This window comes from Sphingomonas xinjiangensis (genome assembly GCF_014199255.1).
GTDB lineage: Bacteria > Pseudomonadota > Alphaproteobacteria > Sphingomonadales > Sphingomonadaceae > Sphingomonas > Sphingomonas xinjiangensis.
Window position 1 is genome coordinate 16,966 of record NZ_JACIJF010000020.1, and the last position, 21,104, is coordinate 38,069.

18 protein-coding genes are annotated in these 21,104 nt (G+C 62.9%); 8 read left to right on the forward strand and 10 right to left on the reverse strand.

What is annotated here, in order from left to right; genetic code table 11:
• Positions 1-8 precede the first annotated feature (8 nt).
• On the reverse strand, positions 9-482 hold the full coding sequence (locus FHT02_RS18540; RefSeq protein WP_246352538.1) for a MarR family winged helix-turn-helix transcriptional regulator: 474 nt from the start codon (positions 480-482) through the stop codon (positions 9-11).
• Positions 483-626: 144 nt separating this feature from the next.
• Here FHT02_RS18540 and FHT02_RS18545 point away from each other — a divergent pair, with 144 nt between their 5' ends.
• Positions 627-2,045: a DHA2 family efflux MFS transporter permease subunit gene (locus FHT02_RS18545; RefSeq protein ID WP_221239576.1), complete on the forward strand. Its 1,419-nt coding sequence runs from the start codon at positions 627-629 to the stop codon at positions 2,043-2,045.
• A 305-nt stretch (positions 2,046-2,350) separates the two neighbouring features.
• Here the strand turns inward: FHT02_RS18545 and FHT02_RS18550 are convergent, their stop codons facing one another.
• Positions 2,351-2,737 carry a type II toxin-antitoxin system VapC family toxin gene (locus tag FHT02_RS18550; RefSeq protein WP_184091235.1) on the reverse strand — a complete coding sequence of 129 codons (387 nt, stop codon included), beginning with the start codon at positions 2,735-2,737 and terminating at the stop codon, positions 2,351-2,353.
• A gap of 78 nt (positions 2,738-2,815) precedes the next feature.
• Positions 2,816-3,064 (reverse strand): AbrB/MazE/SpoVT family DNA-binding domain-containing protein, encoded by a 249-nt coding sequence (locus tag FHT02_RS22110; RefSeq protein WP_343057001.1) that lies wholly within the window; start codon positions 3,062-3,064, stop codon positions 2,816-2,818.
• A 192-nt stretch (positions 3,065-3,256) separates the two neighbouring features.
• Here FHT02_RS22110 and FHT02_RS18560 point away from each other — a divergent pair, with 192 nt between their 5' ends.
• The gene (locus FHT02_RS18560) at positions 3,257-3,823 is read left to right on the forward strand and encodes a recombinase family protein (RefSeq protein WP_184091237.1); all 567 of its coding nucleotides are present in this window, start codon (positions 3,257-3,259) and stop codon (positions 3,821-3,823) included.
• A gap of 2 nt (positions 3,824-3,825) precedes the next feature.
• On the opposite strand, the gene FHT02_RS18565 is transcribed toward FHT02_RS18560, so the two are convergent.
• Positions 3,826-5,055, reverse strand: a complete 1,230-nt coding sequence (locus tag FHT02_RS18565) for a multidrug effflux MFS transporter (protein WP_246352539.1) — start codon at positions 5,053-5,055, stop codon at positions 3,826-3,828.
• Between the two features lie 78 nt (positions 5,056-5,133).
• Positions 5,134-5,979 (reverse strand): oxidoreductase, encoded by an 846-nt coding sequence (locus FHT02_RS18570; RefSeq protein ID WP_184091239.1) that lies wholly within the window; start codon positions 5,977-5,979, stop codon positions 5,134-5,136.
• A gap of 237 nt (positions 5,980-6,216) precedes the next feature.
• Between FHT02_RS18570 and FHT02_RS18575 the strand changes: the two genes are divergently transcribed.
• The gene (locus FHT02_RS18575; RefSeq protein WP_184091241.1) at positions 6,217-7,551 is read left to right on the forward strand and encodes an ABC1 kinase family protein; all 1,335 of its coding nucleotides are present in this window, start codon (positions 6,217-6,219) and stop codon (positions 7,549-7,551) included.
• Between the two features lie 60 nt (positions 7,552-7,611).
• Here the strand turns inward: FHT02_RS18575 and FHT02_RS18580 are convergent, their stop codons facing one another.
• The 5 genes from FHT02_RS18580 to FHT02_RS18600 all read right to left on the reverse strand — a co-directional run bounded on the left by FHT02_RS18580 (position 7,612) and on the right by FHT02_RS18600 (position 14,753).
• The gene (locus tag FHT02_RS18580) at positions 7,612-7,803 is read right to left on the reverse strand and encodes a hypothetical protein (RefSeq protein WP_184091243.1); all 192 of its coding nucleotides are present in this window, start codon (positions 7,801-7,803) and stop codon (positions 7,612-7,614) included.
• Positions 7,804-7,929: 126 nt separating this feature from the next.
• Complete coding sequence (locus FHT02_RS18585; RefSeq protein WP_184091245.1) at positions 7,930-9,216, reverse strand: MFS transporter; 1,287 nt, start codon at positions 9,214-9,216, stop codon at positions 7,930-7,932.
• Between the two features lie 47 nt (positions 9,217-9,263).
• Complete coding sequence (gene uxuA, locus FHT02_RS18590; protein ID WP_184091247.1) at positions 9,264-10,424, reverse strand: mannonate dehydratase; 1,161 nt, start codon at positions 10,422-10,424, stop codon at positions 9,264-9,266.
• A gap of 113 nt (positions 10,425-10,537) precedes the next feature.
• The gene (locus FHT02_RS18595) at positions 10,538-13,588 is read right to left on the reverse strand and encodes a TonB-dependent receptor (RefSeq protein ID WP_221239578.1); all 3,051 of its coding nucleotides are present in this window, start codon (positions 13,586-13,588) and stop codon (positions 10,538-10,540) included.
• 418 nt (positions 13,589-14,006) lie between these two features.
• Positions 14,007-14,753, reverse strand: a complete 747-nt coding sequence (locus FHT02_RS18600) for a FadR/GntR family transcriptional regulator (protein WP_184091249.1) — start codon at positions 14,751-14,753, stop codon at positions 14,007-14,009.
• A gap of 211 nt (positions 14,754-14,964) precedes the next feature.
• On the opposite strand from FHT02_RS18600, the gene FHT02_RS18605 reads away from it, so the two are divergent.
• Genes FHT02_RS18605 through FHT02_RS18625 form a run of 5 tightly spaced genes read left to right on the forward strand, consistent with a single transcriptional unit; the run spans position 14,965 to position 20,983 of the window.
• Positions 14,965-16,335 carry a 3-keto-disaccharide hydrolase gene (locus tag FHT02_RS18605; protein ID WP_246352540.1) on the forward strand — a complete coding sequence of 457 codons (1,371 nt, stop codon included), beginning with the start codon at positions 14,965-14,967 and terminating at the stop codon, positions 16,333-16,335.
• Between the two features lie 13 nt (positions 16,336-16,348).
• Positions 16,349-17,662, forward strand: coding sequence for a Gfo/Idh/MocA family protein (locus FHT02_RS18610; protein ID WP_184091251.1), 1,314 nt, complete (start codon positions 16,349-16,351; stop codon positions 17,660-17,662).
• A 41-nt stretch (positions 17,663-17,703) separates the two neighbouring features.
• The gene (locus tag FHT02_RS18615) at positions 17,704-18,522 is read left to right on the forward strand and encodes an FAD:protein FMN transferase (protein WP_184091255.1); all 819 of its coding nucleotides are present in this window, start codon (positions 17,704-17,706) and stop codon (positions 18,520-18,522) included.
• Positions 18,519-19,781, forward strand: coding sequence for a Gfo/Idh/MocA family protein (locus tag FHT02_RS18620; RefSeq protein ID WP_184091256.1), 1,263 nt, complete (start codon positions 18,519-18,521; stop codon positions 19,779-19,781). Before FHT02_RS18615 ends, FHT02_RS18620 begins: the two co-directional genes overlap by 4 nt.
• Before the next feature lie 41 nt (positions 19,782-19,822).
• Entirely contained in the window at positions 19,823-20,983 is a 1,161-nt protein-coding gene (locus tag FHT02_RS18625) for a Gfo/Idh/MocA family protein (RefSeq protein ID WP_184091257.1), read from the forward strand.
• Positions 20,984-21,104 lie beyond the last annotated feature (121 nt).

Genomic DNA, 21,104 nt, shown 5'->3' on the forward strand with positions numbered 1-21,104 from the left:
CTTGTGGTTTATCGATCGATCTTGTTTGCGGGCCAGGCGAGGTCGTCGAGCGTGGCACGCAGACTGGCCATGTCTTCCTCGGTGAGCTTGCAGGCGCTCCTGACCTGACCGCTGACGGCTTGCACGCGCTCACGAAGTGCTTTCCCGGCAGGGGTCAACTCGATCAGCACGCGACGCTCGTCCGCCACATCGCGCGTTCGTGTGACCGTTCCGGCAGTGGCGAGACGCTTGAGGAGCGGCGTAATCGTGCCGGTTTCCATCCCGAGCTTAGCGCACAGGTCGCCAACCGTACGGGGGGTTCGGGCAAACAGTTCAAGCAGAACGAGGTACTGGGAGAATGTCAGCCCGAGCGGCTCGAGAAACGGCTTGTGCAGCCGAGCCATACGGTTGGCCGCGCCATACAGGGCGAACGCCAGCTCGTTTCCCGCACCGGATTGGAGGGGCGCCTGAATAGGCATTGCATCTGCAACGTGTGATTTCATAGCACACTATATAATGGCTTGCGTTGAAGCAGCAAGTGGTAGATCGCGAAGACTGACCATCATCTTGATCGCCTGATACGGGAATCAGACATGTCGCTTGCCGCAACCCGGGGGGCATCTCCGCCACCGGTCACTGGGGAAAAGTTGACGAGTGAGGCCGTCGCAATCATCGGGGTGCTCGTCGTCTCGACCTTCACCGTGATCCTCAACGAGATGCTGATGATCGTTGCGCTGCCGCGGGTGATGGCGGATCTCGACGTTTCGGCCTCGACCGGACAGTGGCTGACGACGGCGTACATGCTGACGATGGCCGTCGTGATCCCGGCGACCGGGTTCCTTACCGAGCGGTACCGGATGCGCACGGTCTTCACGCTGGCGATGTCGTTCTTCACCGCCGGAACCCTCGTCGCCTCCGTCGCCCCGAACTTCGACATGCTGCTGGTCGGCCGGATCATCCAGGCGGTCGGCACCGCGATCGTGCTGCCGCTTTCCTATACTGCCGTCAGCACGCTCGTGCCGGAGACGCGGCGTGGAAGCGTCCTGGCGCTGGTCACCGTCGCGGCAGCGGCGGGGCCGTCGATTGGTCCGGTGGTCACAGGCGCGATCCTGTCGCACCTCGACTGGCACTGGCTCTTCATCACGCTCCTGCCGATCGCGATAGGGTCTTTGGTCATCGGGAACATCATAATCCGCGTGCCCAGCACGCCCCGCAAGGTAGGGCTCGACGCCTTGTCGATGGTCCTCTCCGCAGTGGGGTTCGCCAGCCTCGTCTATGGCCTCGCATCGTTCGGAGAGGGAGCCGCAGACGCAGTGGTGTCGCCCTGGGCATCGCTCGCAGGGGGTGCGGCGGTCGTCGCGGTCTTCTTCGCTCGACAGGTCCACCTCCAGAAATCCAATCGCGCCCAACTCGACCTACGCCCGTTCAAGATCCGCACCTTCAGCGTGTGCGTCGCGGCGATGCTGTGCTTCATGACGGCGGTTTACGGCACGCTGACCCTCATGCCCGTCATCCTCCAGACGTCGTACGGGTTGAGCCCGGTGCAGACCGGCCTCTTCATCATGCCCGGCGGGATCACGGTTGCCGTCGTATCGGCCCTCGTCGGACGCCTGTACGATCGCGTTGGACCGCGCCCGCCGATCGTCGCCGGCGCGCTCATCATCGCGGCAGGACAGTTCCACCTGTCCACCCTGGCCCCCGAGACTCCGATCTGGCTGCTCCTTGGCACCTACATCTTCATCGTTGTCGGGCAGGCGCTGATGTGGTCGCCACTGTTCACAGCATCCCTCGGCGTCCTGAGCCCGCACCTTCTTCCCCATGGAAGCGCCATTGTGAACACGCTCCAGCAACTGGTCGGGGCGGCTGGCATCGCCATCGCGTTCTCGGTCGTGGGCGTCGCCAGTGCGGGATACATCCAGGTCGGTGAACCCGCCGCCGCTGCGATGGCGCACGGCTCGCAGTGGACCTACCTCGTCTTCAGCGGGTTCGGGCTGGCAGCCTTGGTGGCCGCGCTCTTCCTGCCGCGTAAAGTCGCGTCCGCGGGCGTTCCCATAGCGACCAACTGACCCGACCATCAGCTTCGCCGGGACTGGCGACACGTTCTAAATGGCTCGGCACAATGGCTCCGTCAGGAAGCGCAGAGCGGCCGCCGTTCGGCCACCGAAAACCGCCTAACGGAAAAGCCGGGAAGCAAGCATGTCGCAGAAGTTCTAAATTTTGCGACAGTCGAGGCACCCGCCGGTCTTCAGATGCTCGATCGTCGCATAATCCCGTTGCAGAACGAACCAGTTCCAAAACACTTTTGCGACGCTTGTTTGAGGGTAAATGCCGGAGGGCACGGCAGGCACCGCAGGCACGGCAGGATAGGCGGCTAGCGGATATTCTCCACTTTAAGCCCTTTGACCTTTACCTTCTTCCACTCCCGGTCGGCGGTAAGCGCGGGAACACCAAGCTGCATCGCGAGCGCTAAACAGGAACGATCGCCGAGGCCGCGCCCAAACTCCTTGGTTTGAGTGTGCAGCTCAGCGGCTGCATACGCTGCCTCCACGTCGTGAGAACGTACATCAAGACGAAGCTCGTCTAGGATCTCGCGGATAGTGGCTGCGCCCAAACCACCAAGCCGGAGTTCCTTGATAACCTCCTGTAGGTTGACGGCGGAGATCGCTGCTCGTCCCACGTGAGGTGTGACCATGTCGGCGCCTCGTTCATCCCGAACCAGCGCCAGCACCGCGGATGCATCCATTACAGCAGATGTCATGCCGGATCTCCCTGCCGGTCCGAATGCGAAGACTTGTTTGCCTCAGTGACGGCCTCTGCCTTGCGATCAGATAGGAAGTCATCGATTGTTCGGGCCTGCTTGGCATGCTCCCGATAAAGCGCCTGAGCGCGAGAAAACACCATGACCAATCGGCGACAGACGGACCTGATCGTCCTCAACCGTCAAGGTGACCTTCGCATCTCCGTGGAGCCCCATCGCCTTACGAACCGATGCTGGCAGAATCATTCGCCCATTACTGGCAACCTTAACGTCTATGGACCGCATAGACATCGCGGCGCTCCTCCTCAATGCTTCGGTGGAGCGCATGCCACTTTAACCGATATGACACAATGCGAGCTTTGACATCGGGCCTAGCCTATCACGCTCTATGTCATTCTGGGTATACCGTGTTGGAACACCACTCATGGAACAGCTTCTATGTGCAATCAGGGTTGTTCGCAGGGATATTGAACACTCGGCTTAGCGGGTCTAGAACCTGATCGAACAGAAAGGGTGAGAATGGCGCTATTTGGTTACGCACGCGTATCGACTACGGATCAGGACCTCGGCATCCAGGAAGCTGCCTTACGCGGAGCCGGCTGCCAGACGATCCGAGCAGAGAAGAAGTCTGGCACGGAACGCGGATCGCGAACCGAGTTGCAAATCCTGCTCGACTTCCTCCGGAAAGGCGACACGCTGGTAGTCACCCGCATCGATCGGCTCGCGCGATCGATGAAGGATCTGCAGGACATCGTGCACGAGCTGAAGGGCAGGGGGGTCTCGCTAAAAGCGACAGAGCAGCCGATCGATACCGGTACGGCTGCCGGCAAAGCGTTTCTCGACATGCTGGGCGTCTTTGCTGAATTCGAGACGAACCTGCGCAAGGAACGGCAAGCCGAAGGCATCCAAGCTGCCAAGGCGAGGGGGGTCTACAAAGGGGGCAAGTCACGGATTGACCCTGAAGCGATTCGGAAGCTTGCTGCAGAAGGAATGAAGCCAGCACACATCGCTCGCCAGCTCGGTATATCGAGGGGAACAGTGTACCGGTTCCTGCCGGTTTCCGGCCGAGCCGCGGTAAGTAGCTGAACCTACCGGGAGCTCATTCGTGCTTGGAACAGCTTGCCACCTTCTACGATGTAGATGAGCAGCAGCACCACCAGACCGATGAGCAAATAGCCGATTGCAAGCGGCAGTGTCGTACCGGCATAGGATTGTCCTATGGCCGAGGCGACGAGAACCGCGCCCATACTTGTGATGAAACCCTGCAGGGAAGACGCAGTACCCGCGATGTGTCCTACTGGCTCCATTGCCATGGCGCCGAAGTTTGCACCACATAGGCCGATGCACGTCATGCTGAGCGCCTGAAAGATCAGGTAGCTCGTCAAGCTCTCCAAGTTCGAAATGACGACGACCAAGTGCACCGCTGAGAGTGTAATTAGAGCAAGAACCGCGGATTGGGAGATGAGTCTGGTTCCAAGCCGCTCAACCAGCCTGCTGTTGGCGAACGACGCGACGCCCATTGCCCCCGCGCAAAGTGCAAACAGTAGCGTGAACCGGTCACCGGCGCCGAACTCATCGACGAAGATCTGCTGGGACGATGATACAAAAGCGATTATGCCGCCGAAGGTAAGCGACGCCGCAACCGAGTAGCCGACCGAAAAGCGGTTGGTGAGAGTTAGCCGATAGCTTTGCCTTAGGTTCGAAATCGAGAGTGGAACCCGTCGCGCCAGCGGCAACGTCTCGGGCAAGCGCACCAATGTCCAAGCGAGCACGAAGGCCGCGAACATACCCAAAGCATAGAAGATGAACCGCCACGGCCCGAACTCGAGCAAACCTTGTCCGAGGGTAGGGGCCAAAATGGGAACGATGAAGAAGATCATCTGAGCGATCGACATGGTTCGTGCCATCGTTCGCCCGGACGCGCCATCACGCACAATCGCCACGGCTAAGACCCTTGTCGAGGCCGACATCAGCCCTTGCAGCAGGCGAGCGCCAAGCAGCGCAGCGAAGGTGGCAGAACTTGCTGCAAAGATGCTGGCTGCAACAAAGCCCACAAGCGTCGCTGTCAGGATCGGCTTGCGGCCGAAGCGGTCTGCAAGCGGGCCATATACCAACTGCCCGGTCCCGAACCCGAGCATGTAGACAGTTACCACCCACTGGCGATGGTTGGCCTCGCTGACTAGGAGGTCACGACCGATGTCCGCTAATGCAGGCAGCATCAGGTCTACGCCCAGAGCATTGACGCCCATTAGCGCAGCGATGAATGCTACGAATTCACGCGGGTGCATGCCGACAGGTGCGGAGTGAGACTTCATCATCTGCCTATCGGGACCAGTAGCCTGTCGAGCAAGACGTAAGCAGCCGGATCAAGATCCGATTACCTCCGCTGCCGCTCATCAACCATCGGGAAAGTCTGCGCCCATGCTGAGCTCGCGTGTCGCCTCTATGGAGGTGAGGCGATCCCTGAGTTTGGCGGTCACGGCGTCATAGCCAAACCGGCCCAGGACTAGATGGCGCGGTGGAGTATCCTGCTGGACGGCAGCGATGATGGCCTCGCCCGCTCGGACGGGATCGCCAGCCTGTGTGCCGCTATATGCTCTGGTGCCTTCCATTCGAGATATCGCGGTATCGGCATAATCTTCGATTGTGCTTGGCGTCTGCCGGAGCGAACGGCCGGCCCAATCGGTTCGGAAAGGGCCGGGCTCAACGCAGGTGACGCTAATGCCCAGCGGGCCTACCTCGGCAAGAAGGGCATCGGACCAGCCCTCGACGGCGTGTTTGGATGCCGCATAGTAGCCAGAGCCGGGAAACCCGACGAGCCCTGCGACCGAGGTGAAGTTGACGATATTGCCGCTGCGCTGCGCACGCATGATGGGGAGAACCGCACGGGTCAGCGCAAAAAGGCCGAAGACATTGGTGTCGAACTGCGCGCGGATTTCGACTTCTTCGCCCTCCTCAGCCGTCGCTTGGTAGCCGTACCCAGCGTTGTTCACTAGAACATCAATCCGGCCGAACTTGGCTTGGGCAGCGGACACCGCTTCGCCGATCTGAGCCTGGTCTGTCACGTCCAGGTCAAGCGCAAGCGCCTCGGTATGGCCTTCTACCAAATCAGCGACGCGATCACGGCCGCGTGCTGTAACGACTGCAGGCCAGCCTCGATTGAGCACCAGTTGGGCGAGATCGCGCCCGAAGCCAGTGGAGCACCCAGTGATGAACCAGACGGGGGAGGCTGGGATTACCATGCAGAGATCTTCCGAAGTTGAGCAGGTGGTTGGTACAACGCTGCTAAACGCGGCAAGCCCTGCTGCGGGCCCGGCACTTCAGTCGGCTTTTCTGAGGCACCTAGGTGTATTATCAACAAGGCTGTGTCCTCCTGGTGAAAGGACCTGCTAGGCATTCAGCGCTGCCGTCGTGAAGACAGATGGATCACCCTCGCCCCCCAACAGGGAACTCACAAGAGCACGAGCCGCTTCGCTTTCATGCGAGATGATGATGAGACCGGGGAGTGGCGCCATCGCCAGATGCCGAGCAGCCGGCTTGCGCGGCTAGGTGTGTTCGGCCGTCTTGCCGGTGGCGTTGCAGGCGGGGTCCTGGCCGAAGGAGCTCGGCAGCTAGGTTCGGGCAAGCGCCCACGGTTCAGTGATCTCATGCTGACCCCAGCCAATGCTACGCGGGTTGCTGACCAGCTGTCGCACCTGCGGGGCGCTGCGATGAAGCTCGGACAGATGATCTCGATGGATGCGGGTGACCTGCTGCCGCCTGAACTATCCACGATACTCGCTCGCCTACGAAACCAGGCTTATCGAATGCCTCCCAAGCAGCTTGATCAGGTGCTTCAGCAGGAATGGGGCGCGAATTGGCGAAGGCGCTTCCTTCACTTCGAGGCCTCACCGATCGCCGCGGCATCGATCGGGCAAGTGCATCGGGCAACTATGCCGGATGGTCGGACGCTCGCAGTGAAGGTGCAATATCCCGGCGTCGCAAAGAGCATCGATGCCGATGTCGATAACGTCGCAACGCTGCTGCGGGTCTCTGGTCTTCTTCCTGCAGAGATCGATCTGGGACCTCTCCTTGATGCGGCAAAGCGGCAGTTGGCAGAGGAGGCAGATTACCTCCGGGAAGGTCGCCAGATGCGCAGCTATGCTGAGAGACTTGCCGGCGACGCCCGCTATGTGGTGCCGGATCTCGTTGATGAGCTGACCACGCCGCGCGTGCTTGCGATGAGCTTCATCGAAGGTCGCCCAATCGAGATGTTAGCAGAAGCGCCGCAGCGTGAACGGGACGCAGCGATGACCGCGCTGATCACGCTGGTTCTGCGTGAGCTGTTCGAATTCGGAACCATGCAAACCGATCCCAACTTCGCGAACTACCGTTGGCAGCCGGCGACAGGTGCACTGGTACTCCTCGACTTTGGTGCAGCGCGACAGGTGCCAGCGAACACCTCGGCCGCTTATCGTAGGCTGATCGAGGCGGGCCTCATCCGTGACCGTGGTCAGATCCGGGAAATCGCAGTCGAGACCGGCTTCATCGGCGCCGCGGCAGCATCGGAACACCGAGAAGCGATCGACCGCATGATCGCAGCCATCGACGACGCCCTCAACCGAGAAGGTCCCTTCGACTTTGGCGACCGAGCCTTTGTACCGGTGGTTCGCGAAGAGGCGAGGGCGATCATCGCAGACCGCACCATCTGGCATGTACCAGATGCAGAGACACTGTTCGTACAGCGGAAGGTGAGTGGGACGGCACTTCTGGCGGCGCGGCTGAAGGCGCGGGTCGGCGTCCGGGAGCTCGCCGCAACAGCCATCGGGAAGTGACTACTTGATCGTCTACGGGCTTGCTGGGAGAATCCTCGTGCTATCACGCGGAAAACTGCTTCACTGCAGGCGCCCGAATTGCTGAGGGATGGTTGATTTTGGCGTTAGGTGACTGACCGCTTCCGATCCCGGAGACACGCCAAACGGACCGTCGCGCATCTCGCCAAGGAAGATGTCGCGGCGCTTGGAGAATGCAGACCGGGCATGGGCAAGGAACATGGCGGCACAATGAAGCGCCAGCGCCCGCTTCATGTCATCTGACCCCCGGGAGCGCTCGCTTCAGAAGTCAGCCGAGCACGGCAGAGCCGGGAGTTCTTGATTAGCAAGGCCGGCTTTCGGAGCGCCAGAACGCCGAAAGCTAATCGGTGACGTTGAGCTTCAGGAAGCGTGCGAACCTAGGCGCGGAACCAGCATGTGCACGAGCAGCAGAGCGATCAAATACGCGCTGCCGGCCCAGGTAAATACTGGCAAGTAGCTGCCGACCGAGCCGAGAAGTTGGCCGACATAGCGTGCCATGATCATCCCGCCGATCGCGCCCGCCGCGCCGCCGATCCCCATCACCGAGGCCACTGATTGCGAGGGGAACGTGTCGGAAACCATCGTGTAGAGGTTCGACGACCAGCCCTGGTGCGCCGCGGCGGCCAGGCCGATGATCGCCACCGCCGCCCACAGGCTGGAAACAATACTGGCGAAGAAGATAGGTAGAACGCAGACGGCACTGGCCAGCAGAGCGAGCTTGCGTCCAGCATTGACGCTGTAGCCCCGCTTGATCAGCCACGATGACAGCCAGCCCCCGCCGATGCTGCCGACATCGGCGAGCAGATAGACGGCGATGAGCGGCGGCCCGAAGCTGGTAAGATCAAGCCCATGGCGTTTGGCAAAAAAGTCGGGAAGCCAGAACAAGAAAAGATACCAGACCGGATCGGTTAGGAACTTGGCAGTGGCGAAAGCCCACGTGCCGCGATGGCGGAACAGGGTTCGCCACTTGATTGGCTTGCCGACCGTAACAGTCTGGTCGGCGGCGATGTAGGCGAGCTCCTGGGCCGAGACGCGCCGATGCAGCCCCGGCGGGCCATAGAAACCGAGCCAGGCGATCAGCCACACAAAGCCGAGCATTCCGGTGACGAGGAACGCCGCCTGCCAACCGTAATGGATAGTGATGAGGGGTACGATGATCGGCGTGGCGATAGCGCCTACATTGGCGCCCGCATTGAGAATGCCTGCAGCGAGCGCACGCTCCTTCTTGGGAAACCATTCGGCGACTGATTTGATCGCGGCAGGAAAGTTGGCGGCCTCGCCCAGCCCAAGCATGAAACGCGCCGCGGAAAAGCCGACTGGGCTGCGGACCAGCGCATGCGCGAGCGCCGCCAGGCTCCATAACCCGATCGCCGCGCCATAGCCGAGCTTTGAACCAACTCGATCAATCAACGGGCCGCAAGCGAGTAGTCCTACGGCATACGCCGCCTGGAACCAGAACACGATCATGCCATAGTCGGTTTCGGACCATCCGAGATCGGCTTGTAGAGTCGGCTTGAGAATGCCGATGATCTGCCGATCGATATAGTTGATCGTGGTAGCTAGGAACAGCAGCGCGCAAATGATCCAGCGGATGTTTCCGCCGGCGGTGACTGGGCCCGACTGGCGCGAATTGTTCCTTTGCCTCACGCCATCTCTCTCCAACAGATCCTGTCTTCTTTATGCTGGTCAACCGGCTAAGCGGCGTAGGCTAGGCCGCGTTCGACCCCACGCAGTTCGGCGAGGCCGCGCATGCGGCCGAGCAGCGAGTAGCCGGGCAGGGTCTTCTTGCCGAGGTCGTCGAGCATCTGGTGGCCGTGGTCCGGACGCATCGGGATCGATCGGGCTTCGCGCTGCTGGAGCCGATGAATCGCCGCGACTACGGAAACCATTTCAGCATCGCCCTCGAGATGCGCGGCCTCGTGGAAGCTGCCTTCGTCCTCGCGTTTGACCGAGCGGAGATGGAAGAAGCCGATGCGGTCGCCCAGCCGATCGATCATGCCTACCAAGTCGTTATCGGCGCGCACGCCGAACGAGCCCGCGCAGAAACACAGGCCGTTCGAGCGATTGGGCACACGGGCGAACAGCGCCGCGACATCCTCCTCGGTGCTGACCACGCGCGGCAGGCCGAACAGCGGGAAGGGGGGATCGTCGGGGTGGACGACCATGCGGATGTCCAATTCGTCGGCGACCGGGCAGACTGCCTCCAGGAAAGCGATGTGATTGGCACGTAGCGCATCGGCATCGATCCCATCATATTGCGCGAGCGCCGCGAGGAACTGGTCGGCGGTAAAGCTCTCCTCGCTTCCGGGCAGCCCGGCGATGATGGTGCGCTCTAGCCGGCGTCGCTCCATCTCGTCCATAGCGTGGAAGCGCCGCGCGGCGCGATCGATCAGGTCGGGAGCGTAGTCGCGCTCGGCGTCGGGGCGGCCGAGCATGTAGAGGTCGTAGGCGGCGGCGGCCTCCATCTCGAAGCGCAGTGCCAGCGCTCCATCGGGCATCTCCCAGGCCAGGTCGGTGCGGGTCCAATCGAGCACCGGCATGAAATTATAGGTAACAGTGCGAATGCCGCATGCCGCCAGATTGACCAGACTCTCGCGATAATGGTCGATCAGCGCATGCCAGGCCGAGCTGCGCGTTTTGATGCCCTCGTGCACTGGCAGGCTCTCGACCACCTTCCAGCCCAGCCCCGCCCCCGCGATCGCTGCATGGCGAGCGGCGATCGCCTCGCGCGGCCAGACCTCGCCGTTGGGGACCTCGTGTAGCGCAGTGACAATCTCCGTAGCGCCGGACTGGCCGATGTCTCGCAGCGATACCGGGTCGGACGGGCCGAACCAGCGCATCGCCTGTCGCATCATTACCGGACCGCTGCCACGAGCATGACCCAAGTTCAATCGTTCCTCCATCATCGCTGACCAGGATGATCAGCAAACAAGGTCTGTCAGACCAATTCCCCTCCCACGGCTCCGGATCAGAACTGGAAGTTCGCCGCAAGTGCAAAAGTGCGACCAAAGGTGGAGGTGTAGAGCGGATCCTGGCGGGTCGTGTCGGTGTACAGATTGTTCTGTTCATTGGTAATGTTCGACACTTCGGCGATCAGCTTGATGTTGTCGCTGAGGTTGTACGAGGCTGACGCGTCGAGGAAGATGGTCTTGCTGGCGCCGTTCGCGTCGCTGTCCTGCGGACCCGGGATGCCGGTGAGATAGGCTGCACGATAGTTGACGGTGGAGCGGATGCTGAAGCGATCATCCTCGTAATAGAGCGTGCCGCTCGCAGTTTCGGGCGATAGGCCGACCAGAGGCGCCGAACGGGTTCCGCCGCCCGCCACGATGTAGTCGATGTTTGAGCGGACGCGGGTGAAGTTGCCCAGCGCGCCAAAGTTGCTGAGGAAGCCCGGCAGGAAGCGGAACGGCAGCTGCACGTTCACTTCGAACCCACGCAGCGGCCCGCCCGGCGTGTTGTTGACCCGGGTGATGCTGAACTGCTCGTCGACGGTGACGCCGCTGCCGGCGCCTGTCAGCAGTGATGCGGGGAGGCCGAGGTCGCGGAAGGGCACGAGAACGGGCGGGGTGGTCTGGATGTAGGTCTCGATATCCTTGTGGAAATAAGCGATCGAGATCAGCGATCCTGGCGCAAAATACCACTCGAGCGCGGCGTCGAAGGTGTTGGCGCGGATTGGTTCGAGCTGCGGATTGCTGAACGAGCCCATGCGAGTGGCGACGTTGACATTGCCGCTGGGAGTAAGCTGGCCATATTGCGCGCGCGACATCACGCGGGCGGCTGACAGGCGGCCGATCAGGTTCGGTGTTAGATCGACGGCGACGTTGATCGAGGGCAGCCAGTCCTCATAGTTTCGCTCGACGGTCGAGATCACGCCGAAGGTCGGGAATTGCGCCCCTGCCGGCGAAGCGGTGGGGATGGTGCCTTCGGTGTGGAACTGGGTGCGCACGTAGCGGACGCCGGCGTCGCCGCGGATCGAGATCGGGAGTGTATCGCGGGTGTTGAACTTCACCATCAGGTAGCCCGAGGTATATCTCTCTTCGACCGTGGCGTAGTAGCTGGCGCATTCGATGCCGCAGAACTGGTACGTGCTGGCGTAGTTCACCGCGTTGCGGAACTTGTCCGGATCAATTGCGGCGAAATCCTGCATGTTGCCGCCGAGGTTCTTGGCGACGCCGGTGGTCACGAAGGTGATGTCGCTAAGCGAGACCCCGCTGGGCAAGGTGAGCGGCAGCCGCTGCGAGGGGATCAGGTCGAACTGACGCTGGGTGTAGTCGCTGGTGCGGTACTGTCCCCCGGTCTGCACAGTGAACCCAGGCGCGGCTTCCCATTCGGTGTTCAACTCGAACGTTTTGTTGCGGATTGTGTTAGTGCGGTCGAAATTGTTGATCTGGCCGCGCTGGTCGCCATTGGCCAGCGGCGGGCCGTATTGGAAGATCGCCGCATTGCTGGGATCGACGCCGTAGCTCAGCTTTGGGATATTTGGGTCACCACGGAAATCGATCGAGAAATCGTCGGTGTCGTTCGAATCCATCGCCACCTGCAGGCGATTGACCTGCAGCTTCGACTCGGAAATGCCAGCAAGGCCGAAGACGCGGAATTCCTCGCTGAACCGATGGTCGAGATTGAAGTTCGCCTGACGGAAGGTCGAGGTGAAATGCTCGTCCTGCATTTCCGATCGCAAGTCGACGCCGTCCCAAAGCCCATAGAGCAGCGAGCCGTTGTCATCTACCTCGATGTCCTTGACGGACATCATTGGCTGACCATTGTTCGACGCGGTGCGTCCCATTGAGCGGGCGTCGAGCATGGTGTCGAGCCGGTCGACTTTGAACCGCGCGTACAGCCCGTCGAGCGAGATGTCGGTGCGGTCGCTCGGCTTCCACTGTAGGGTCAGGGTTCCGGCTAGACGCTCCTGCTCCTGCGTGGATTTCACCGGACGCGGCAGACGGGGCAGGAACACGCCGCCGCCCGGCCGCCCGGACGGGCCGGTGCGGCTCATGATGTAGTCATAGGCTGACTTGGTGCTGGTGCGCGGGTTGCCGGTCGAGCAATTGTTCGCGTCGGCGCCAACTGAGGTGCCGCCATTCGCGTAGCCCGGCGCGGGACTGTTCACCGGTGCGCCGTTATAGATATAGCCAACCGGCGTGCAGTAGGGGAACAGCACGCTCTGGGTGGTCGTCGCGCCGGGAGCAGTCGGCACTGTCTGCCCCTGGCCAGCTACGTAGGAGGGCAGCACGTCAACCGCGGAATAGGCATACTCCTCGATGTGGCGCTTGGAATAGGCGACGCTGCCGAGCACGCCGAAGCTGTCGCCGAACTTCTTCGAGATCAGTGCGGAGAGGCGCGGATCTCCCTTCTTGGCGATATCGTTGTAGATGCCGCGCGCGGTGGCGGAGAAAGTAAAGCCCTTCTTCGAGTCGAACGGCTTGGGCGCCCGCAGGTCCACCGTGGCACCCAGCGAGCCCTCCTCGACATCGGCAGACGTGGTCTTGCGCACGGCTAACGACGAGAAGATCTCGGTGGGGAAGGTGACGAAGTCGAACGAGCGACCGCCGGCGACGCCGCCTCGGATGTCGGTCCCGCTGACCTGCGATACGCCCTCCATGCCGTTGATCCGGACCCGCGTGAACTGCGCGCCCAGGCCTCGGACCGAGATGTTGCGACCTTCGCCGCCGTCGCCCCGCGACAACGCGACGCCCGGGATACGCTGCATCGATTCTGCCAGATTGGAGTCGGGGAACTTGCCGATGTCCTCGGCGACGATCGAATCGACGGCGGCGGTCTCGTTGCGTTTGAGGTTAAGCGCGCTGTCGAGCGCCGCACGGAAGCCGGTGACGACGATCTCCTGCCCCTGCGCGGTGCTGGCATCCTGTGGCGCGTCTGCGTTCTCCGCCGGCGCGGGATCGGGCTGTCCAACCACTTGCGCCGCGGCCGGTGCCGCAAGCAGCAGGGCGAGTACGCTGGTAGAGACGAACAATCCGCGCGCATGCATGCCGCGCGTGTTTGGGAAGTGCCTGTTCACACCCTCTCTCCTGGCTGGTGGGCGATCTGCCCTATTTCGCCTGTATCGACCTGATCTTGTTTTACGCCGGGTTCGATGATTGACAGGTAGCATTCAAAATATCTGCCTGACAAGTAGACCAGTGAGGAGGTGCAACTGGTGAGATTGGACCCGAGTCGAAGATGCGCCGCAACCTATCGCACTCGATCAGGCGACTTACCCTTATCTCCTTGTCAAGCCGCATTCCGGTTCGCAGCCGGAGGTGTGTTAAGGAGAAGAGGCGCGAGGTCGGCCGGTGCGACACAGTGGACCCCGGACAGATTCCGAAGTGACGGCTATGTTTTTAGCGAACGGTTGGTGCGAGTTAGGTTCTCGCTAAACCGTGTGTGGCGATAGCCGCCCGTCCGGTCACCAAATGCGGCGCCATGAGGGCAATCCGTCAGATGGCGCGGCGGGCGAGCGCGCGGCGGCGCTCGTGCGACTCGGCGCGGGCGCGCTCAACGGCTTCCGTCTCGGTCACGTCGAGCAGATGATCGATCACCCGACTGAGGTGGTCGCGCATCGCATTGCGGGCGTCGATCGGGGATCGGGCTTCGAGCGCGCGGAGGATGCGGCCATGTTCCGCCATGCGCTTCTCGGTGCCGAGGCTGCCGGCCTTGAGCAGTACTTCGCGCGCCAGCGGCGAGCGGAAGCGCATATCCCAGAATTCCGTGACTGCGGAGATGATGACTGCGTTTCCGGTGGCCTTGGCGATAGCGATGTGGAAGCGGCGATCGGCGTCTTCGGCGGCGACAGTGTCTTCCTGCTCCATTTCGGCTAGCAATGCGCGCAATTCCGCCAAGTGCGGCTCGTCGATCTCCGTCGCGGCCACTGCGGCAACTTCGCCTTCGAGCAGGCGCCGCGCCTCAGTAATCTCAAACGCGCCGATATCGAGTTCCTGGCTCTCCTCGCCGGAGGGGGAGGCGAGCACGAACACGCCCGAGCCCTTCCGCGCCTCGACCAGGCCCTGCATCTCGAGCGCGATCATCGCCTCGCGCACCGTCGGCCGGCTGACCTTGAACCGCTCGGTCAGGTCCCGCTCCGGCGGCAGCCGCGACCCGACAGGATAGGCGCCGCTCGAAATGTCAGCGACGATCTCCTGAACGATCTTGCGGTACAATTTCCCGCCCTGTTCGCTCGCGCTCATGCATTCCTCTTTGGTGGGCTGGCCGATCCGCCAGCAGTGATCCACTGTGCCACGTGGGGATTCCCACCGCGACAATCAATCTGACAGGATGTTGCAACTTGTCGGACCAAAGCGTAGGGTCCCGCCAGGAGAGGGATATGGAGCGCTACGCTCCATTCCGTCAAGTGCCGGAACAGGCCCGATAAAAAGGGGCGAACGGAGGATGGTCATGATGCGTAGGATCGCATGGTTCGCGTTTGCATGCGCGCCGCTCGCGTTGACGGCGGCTACCCGGCCAATGCTCCCGCAAGGCGCAGAGGCCTGGCAGGACGTCACCCCACGTGACGGACTCGCCGGCTGGCATCGCACGGGCGGCACGGCGACCTTCGCAGTCGAACAGGGCGAACTGATCGGGCGGGCGGTTGCCGGTTCGCCGAACAGCTGGCTGGTGTCGGACGCGGAATATGGCGACTTCATCCTCGAATACGAGGCCAAGTCGCCGACGCTCAATTCCGGCGTGATGATCCGCGGCCAGAGCCGGCCGGATTACCGAAACGGCGTGGTGCACGGATATCAGGCCGAGATCGATCCAACCAAACGCGGGTGGAGCGGCGGCATCTATGACGAACAGCGCCGGCAGTGGCTTTATACATTGAGCCGCAACGATGCCGCGAGGCGTGCCTTTCGCGCCGGCGACTGGAATCGCTATCGTGTCGAGGCAGTCGGCAATCGCATACGCACATTCGTCAACGGCGTGCCAGCGGCGGACATCGTCGATGATACCGATGCGCGCGGCTTCATCGCCTTTCAGGTCCATTCGGTCTCCGATGCCGAAGCGGTCGCAAAACCTGAAGTTCGCTTTCGCAAGGTGCGGGTCGTCACGGAGGGCGCCGCGAGGCAGGTGCTGCCTGCTACGCCGTTGGAACAGCAGGGCTGGCTGGCGAACCGCTTGTCCGATGCCGAGCGGCGCGCCGGATGGCGGCTGCTCTGGGACGGCAGCACCAGTTCCGGCTGGCGCGGCGTGAAGGGAGGTGGCTTCCCCGCCAATGGCTGGTCGATGCAGGACGGCATGCTGCGCGTCCAAGGTGCGGGCGGCGACATCGCCACGGCCCGCGACTATGGCGATTTCGAACTTTCGGTCGACTTCCGCCTGACGCCGGGTGCAAACAGCGGGATCAAGTATTTCCCGGATTCAGCAGCGCTTGCGAAGGGAGAGACGATCGGGCCGGAATATCAGTTGCTAGACGATGCGCGGCATCCGGATGCCAAGATGGGCCGAGACGGCAACCGTACGCTCGCATCGCTCTACGATCTCATCCCGGCGCGCAACCTGTCCGACCCGGACAGTCCGGGCAAGCGGATCAACCCGCCCGGCGAGTGGAATCGCGCGGTGATCGTCGCGCGTGGCGGCCATGTTGAGCATTGGCTGAACGGCTTCAAGGTCGTCGAATATGAACGCGGCTCGCCCGCCTTCGGTGCGCTGGTGGATCAGAGTAAGTTCGCCGGACGCGCCGGGTTCGGCTCCGCCAAGCGCGGCCCGATCGTGCTGCAGGAGCATGGTGACCGAGTCGATTTCCGCTCGATCAAGATACGCGAACTCTAGGAGGGAAGAAGCGATGCTGGACCGCCGAACGATGGTGAAGGGGGCAGGCGCGGCGCTGGGCCTCTCGATCAGCGCGCGCAGCTACGCGCGGATCAAGGGAGCAAACGATCGGCTGCGTGTCGCGGTGGTGGGCGTGAACGGGCGTGGGCAGGCGCATATGGCGGCGTTCTCAAAGCTGCCCAACGTCGCCGTGACTCATCTGGTCGATGTGGAATCCGCGGTGCTCGCAAAGCGAGCGGCCGAGCATGAGAGGCGCGGCAACCCCCGGGTCAGAACTGTGCGCGACTATCGCAGGCTGCTCGATGGCAAGGCGGTGGACATCGTCACCGTCGCTACGCCGGATTTTTCGCACGCGAAGATCGGCGTGGACGCGCTGAACGCGGGCCATCACGTCTATCTCGAAAAGCCCATCGGCATCGCGCCGGCCGAGGGCGAGGCGCTGATCGCCGCGCAGCAGCGCACCGGCCGACAGCTTCAGGTCGGCAACCAGCAACGATCGAGCAAGGAGACCCGCGAACTCGGCGAGATGGTCCGCGCCGGGGAGCTTGGCGAGGTCTATGAGGCGCAGACCTGGTATTCAAACAATCGCGGCTCCATCGGTAAGGGCCAGGAAACCGCGCCCCCGGCAACGCTAGACTGGGATTTGTGGCAGGGGCCGCGACCACGCGGGCCATACCGCTCCAATCTGGTGCCCTATAACTGGCACTGGTTCTGGAAGTACGGCACCGGTGAGATCTGCAACAACGCTATGCACGAGCTCGACGTGGCGCGTTGGCTAATGGGCGTGACCTATCCGACCAGCGTCTCAGCGAAGGGCGCGCGCCATTTCAACCACGGCGACGATTGGGAGATGTACGACACCCTCGCGCTCGAGCTGAATTATGGGAAGGATCGCACGATCCGATGGGATGGACAGAGCTGCAATGCCATGCCCCGCTTTGGGCGTGGACGCGGCGTGCTGCTGCTCGGTACCAAAGGATCGGCGGTGGTCGATCGCAACGGCTTCGAACTTTTCGATCTCGCCGGCAAACCGGGGCGCAAGGTGATCGCGCCTGAGTTGTCAGAGACGACCGACACGGTCGGGCTAGGCGCGCTCGACATCTACCATGCCGGTAATCTGGTCGAAGTGGTCCGCGGCACCACGCCCGCGCTCGCATCCCCGATTCGCGAAGGGCATATCAGCACGACTTTGTGCCACCTGGGCAACATCGCCTATCGCACCGGCAGCACGCTGACGATCGATCCGGCGACTGGGCGGCCGAGCGGTCCCGAGGCGATGAAGCTGTGGTCGGTGGCCTACGAGCCGGGCTGGGAGATACGGGCCTGAGCTGCGCCGCAATAGAAGCGCGCGTCGAACGGTTCGTCGCGATGGGCACGCGGATCGAGCTGCACCTGTTCGGCGGCGGCGATACCGATGCGCTCGCCCAGGCGCGAAGTGCGATCGAGGCGGTAGACGATGCGCTCACCATTCATCGCCCGTCGCCCACCACCGCGATCAACTACTGCCTCGCCGCCGGGCGCAGCGCGCCCGTCGAGGATCCTATCCTGCTCGACGCGCTGGCCGCAGTCGCGGCGGCATGGGCGATGACCGTGGGACTGTTCGACCCTACCGTCGGCGGGGCGGGGGGCGAGACAGGAGGTTGGCCTTTGGTGACATTCGACCGACTGGCAGGGCGCATCGAGGCGGCTCGGCCGCTGGCCTTCGATTTTGGCGGTTTCGGTAAGGGCTATGCGCTCGACTGCGCCGCTGACGCATTGCTGGTGGGTGGCGCGACCTCGGCGTTCCTTTCTGCAGGCGAAAGCTCGATCGTGGTGCTCGGCGGACATCCTTTGGGTGGCAAATGGCCGCTGACCATCCCGCATCCGTTCGCGCCGGAAGAGACGTTGGTCGCGCTCGAGCTGGAAGACGAGGCGCTGTCGATCTCGTCGACCGTGGGTGCCGGGGCGCAGGCGCCGTGGCGCGCGCCTATGGTGCGGCCGACCGATGGGGCGATCGTCACGGCTGCCGCTACCACAGTGGCCGTTGAGCGAAGCGGCGCGGCGGCGGAGGCGATGAGCACGGCGCTGCTGGTGGCGGATGAAGTCGCTGGGCGCCGACTAGGCGGCAAGGTACCTGGGCGCCGGCACCTTTTTCTATTCGCAGACGGCAGTAGCGTGTCGCGTACCTCAGCAGGATCGATCGAATGACCAGGGACTTCACCTTCTCGCGCCGCACGTTCCTTGATCGCGTGCTGACCGCCTCGGCCGGCGTCGGCATGGCTGCCGCGGCGCCGTGGGCCGGAGTGGCGCAGGCCGAACCGACCGGCAGCGACCGCGTCCGACTGGGGGTGATCGGCACCGGCGATCGCGGCCGTGCGCTGATCCAGAACATCCTCAAGACCCGCAACTGCGCCGTGGCGGCGATCTGCGATCCTTATGCGCCGCACCTCGACAAGGCGCGCGCATTGGTGCCTGCGGGCACCGCGACCTTCACTGATCACCGCGCGATGCTCGACGCGCGTGGGATCGACGCAGTGGTGGTCGCGACACCGCTCGATCTACATGCCCGGCATAGCCTCGACGCGTTGGACGCCGGGCTGCACGTCTGGTGCGAGAAGGCAATGGCACGCACGATCAAGGATTGCGGCGCGATGATCACGGGTGCGCGCAGCCGAAGCAAGGTGCTCCAGATCGGCCACCAGCGTCTGTTCAATCCCACTTATCTGAATGCGCTCAAGCGCGCGAAGGCAGGCGAGATTGGTGAGATCACCCAGGTTCGCGCGAGCTGGCATCGCAACCGCAACTGGCGCCGCCCAGTGCCGCCGGGCAGCAACCTTGATCGCGAACTCAATTGGCGGCTCTACCGTGCGCGCTCAGCAGGGCTGATGACCGAGCTGGCGACGCATCAGCTGCAGGTCGCCAACTGGTTCATGGACGGGTTGCCGACGCGGGTGATGGGGTCGGGGAGCATCGCCTTTTGGAAGGACGGACGCGAGGTCTACGACCATGTCGCGCTAATCTATGACTATTTCGATGGCCGCAAGACCATCTACAGTTCGCTGCTAAACAACGCGCGCTATGGCTGCGAGGAGCAGATCCAGGGCAGCAAAGGCACAATCGAGCCGGAACTCGGGCGCATCTACATGGAGACGCCGCCGGGCAGTGTGCCGGCGCTGGCGCGAATGCGGAAGGACGTGCAGGCGGGGCGCAAGGGTGCAATCCCGATCGGCGGCGCGACCTGGTTCCCCGAGTTGCCGGTGACAACGCCGGGAGACTCGCTGGGCTGGGGCGAGTACGACGAAACGATGCTGCAGTTCGAAGGCTTCGGCGAGGCAGTGCGCAGCGGCAAGGAACTGCCCGGACTGCTCCGACAGGCCTATCACGCCAGCGTCGCGTCGCTGCTCGGCGAGCAGGCAATGGACACGCAGCAGGCGATTGCATGGCCGAGCGACCTGATCCCGGTCTGAGCGCCAACGAACGTCCAACGGAATGATGCTAGGAGCCTGTCATGCATGATATCGACCGTCGCGCGCTGCTCGCTGGCGCAGGACTCGCGGCTACCCTCGGCGGCAACGCCCTCGCGCAGTCAGTGGCCCAAGGGAATGCAGTGTCGGCGGACGCGGCGCCGACAGGACCCGAACCGGGCGTGCGCCACCGCATCCGCTTCGCGGTGATCGGGCTCGATCATTCGCACATCTATGCGATGACGGACGCGCTGATCCGGGGAGGCGGTATGCTGGTCGCGGTGCACGCGGCTGATCCGGCACAACTCGTCCCATTCCGCAAGCGCTACGGCGAGGTGAAGGTCGCTCGCAGCGAGACGGAGATCCTCGAAGACAAGTCGATCCAGGTCGTCGCCAGCGCGTCAGTGCCCGATCTGCGCGCTCCGCTGGGCGTGCGGGCGATGCTCGCGGGCAAGGACTTCCTGTCGGACAAGCCGGGGATCACCAGCCTGGAACAGCTCGCCGAGGTGCGCCGAACCATCGCCGAGACCAAGCGCAAGTTCGCGATCATGTATTCCGAGCGGCTCGAGGTCCGCGCCGCCGTACATGCCGGCGAGCTGGTGCATGCCGGCGCGATCGGCAAAATAGTGCAGACGGTGAACCTAGCTCCGCATCGGATGAGCTCTGCCACCCGCCCGCAATGGTTCTTCGACACCAAACGCTATGGCGGCATCCTTACCGATATCGGCAGCCACCAGGCGGACCAGTTTTTGTTCTACACAGGGTCGAAGACCGCGCATGTCGTGGCGTCGCAAGCTGGGAACGTCGGCTCGCCGCAGTTTCCTAAGTTCCAGGACTTCGGCGACATGACGCTTACTGGAGACGGCGGCACCGGCTATGTGCGAGTTGACTGGTTCACGCCTGATGGCCTGCCGACTTGGGGCGATGGCCGCGTGTTCATCCTAGGCACCGACGGCTATATCGAGCTGCGGAAATATGTTGATATCGCCGGGCGGCCCGGGGGCAACCACCTCCTCATCGCCGACAAAAAGGGCGTGCGCTACGTCGATTGCGGCCAGGTGCCGCTGCCGTTTGGTCCACAATTTGTTCGCGATGTGGTCGAGCGCAGCCAAGTCGCGCAGGACCAGCAGCAGGCCTTGCTCGCGGCGGAGCTGGTTCTAGTCGCGCAGCAAAAGGCCACAGCACCAGTGATGGCCAAAAATTGACGTCATGAGCCGTCTGTAGGAACAGGAGTCTGGAGTTGGGAAGCGGAAAGGGCCGCCTTGGCCACTATTGGCCGAAAGCAGACCGGCAGCTTCTAGGCGGGATCGGGCGGTAAGCTGCCCT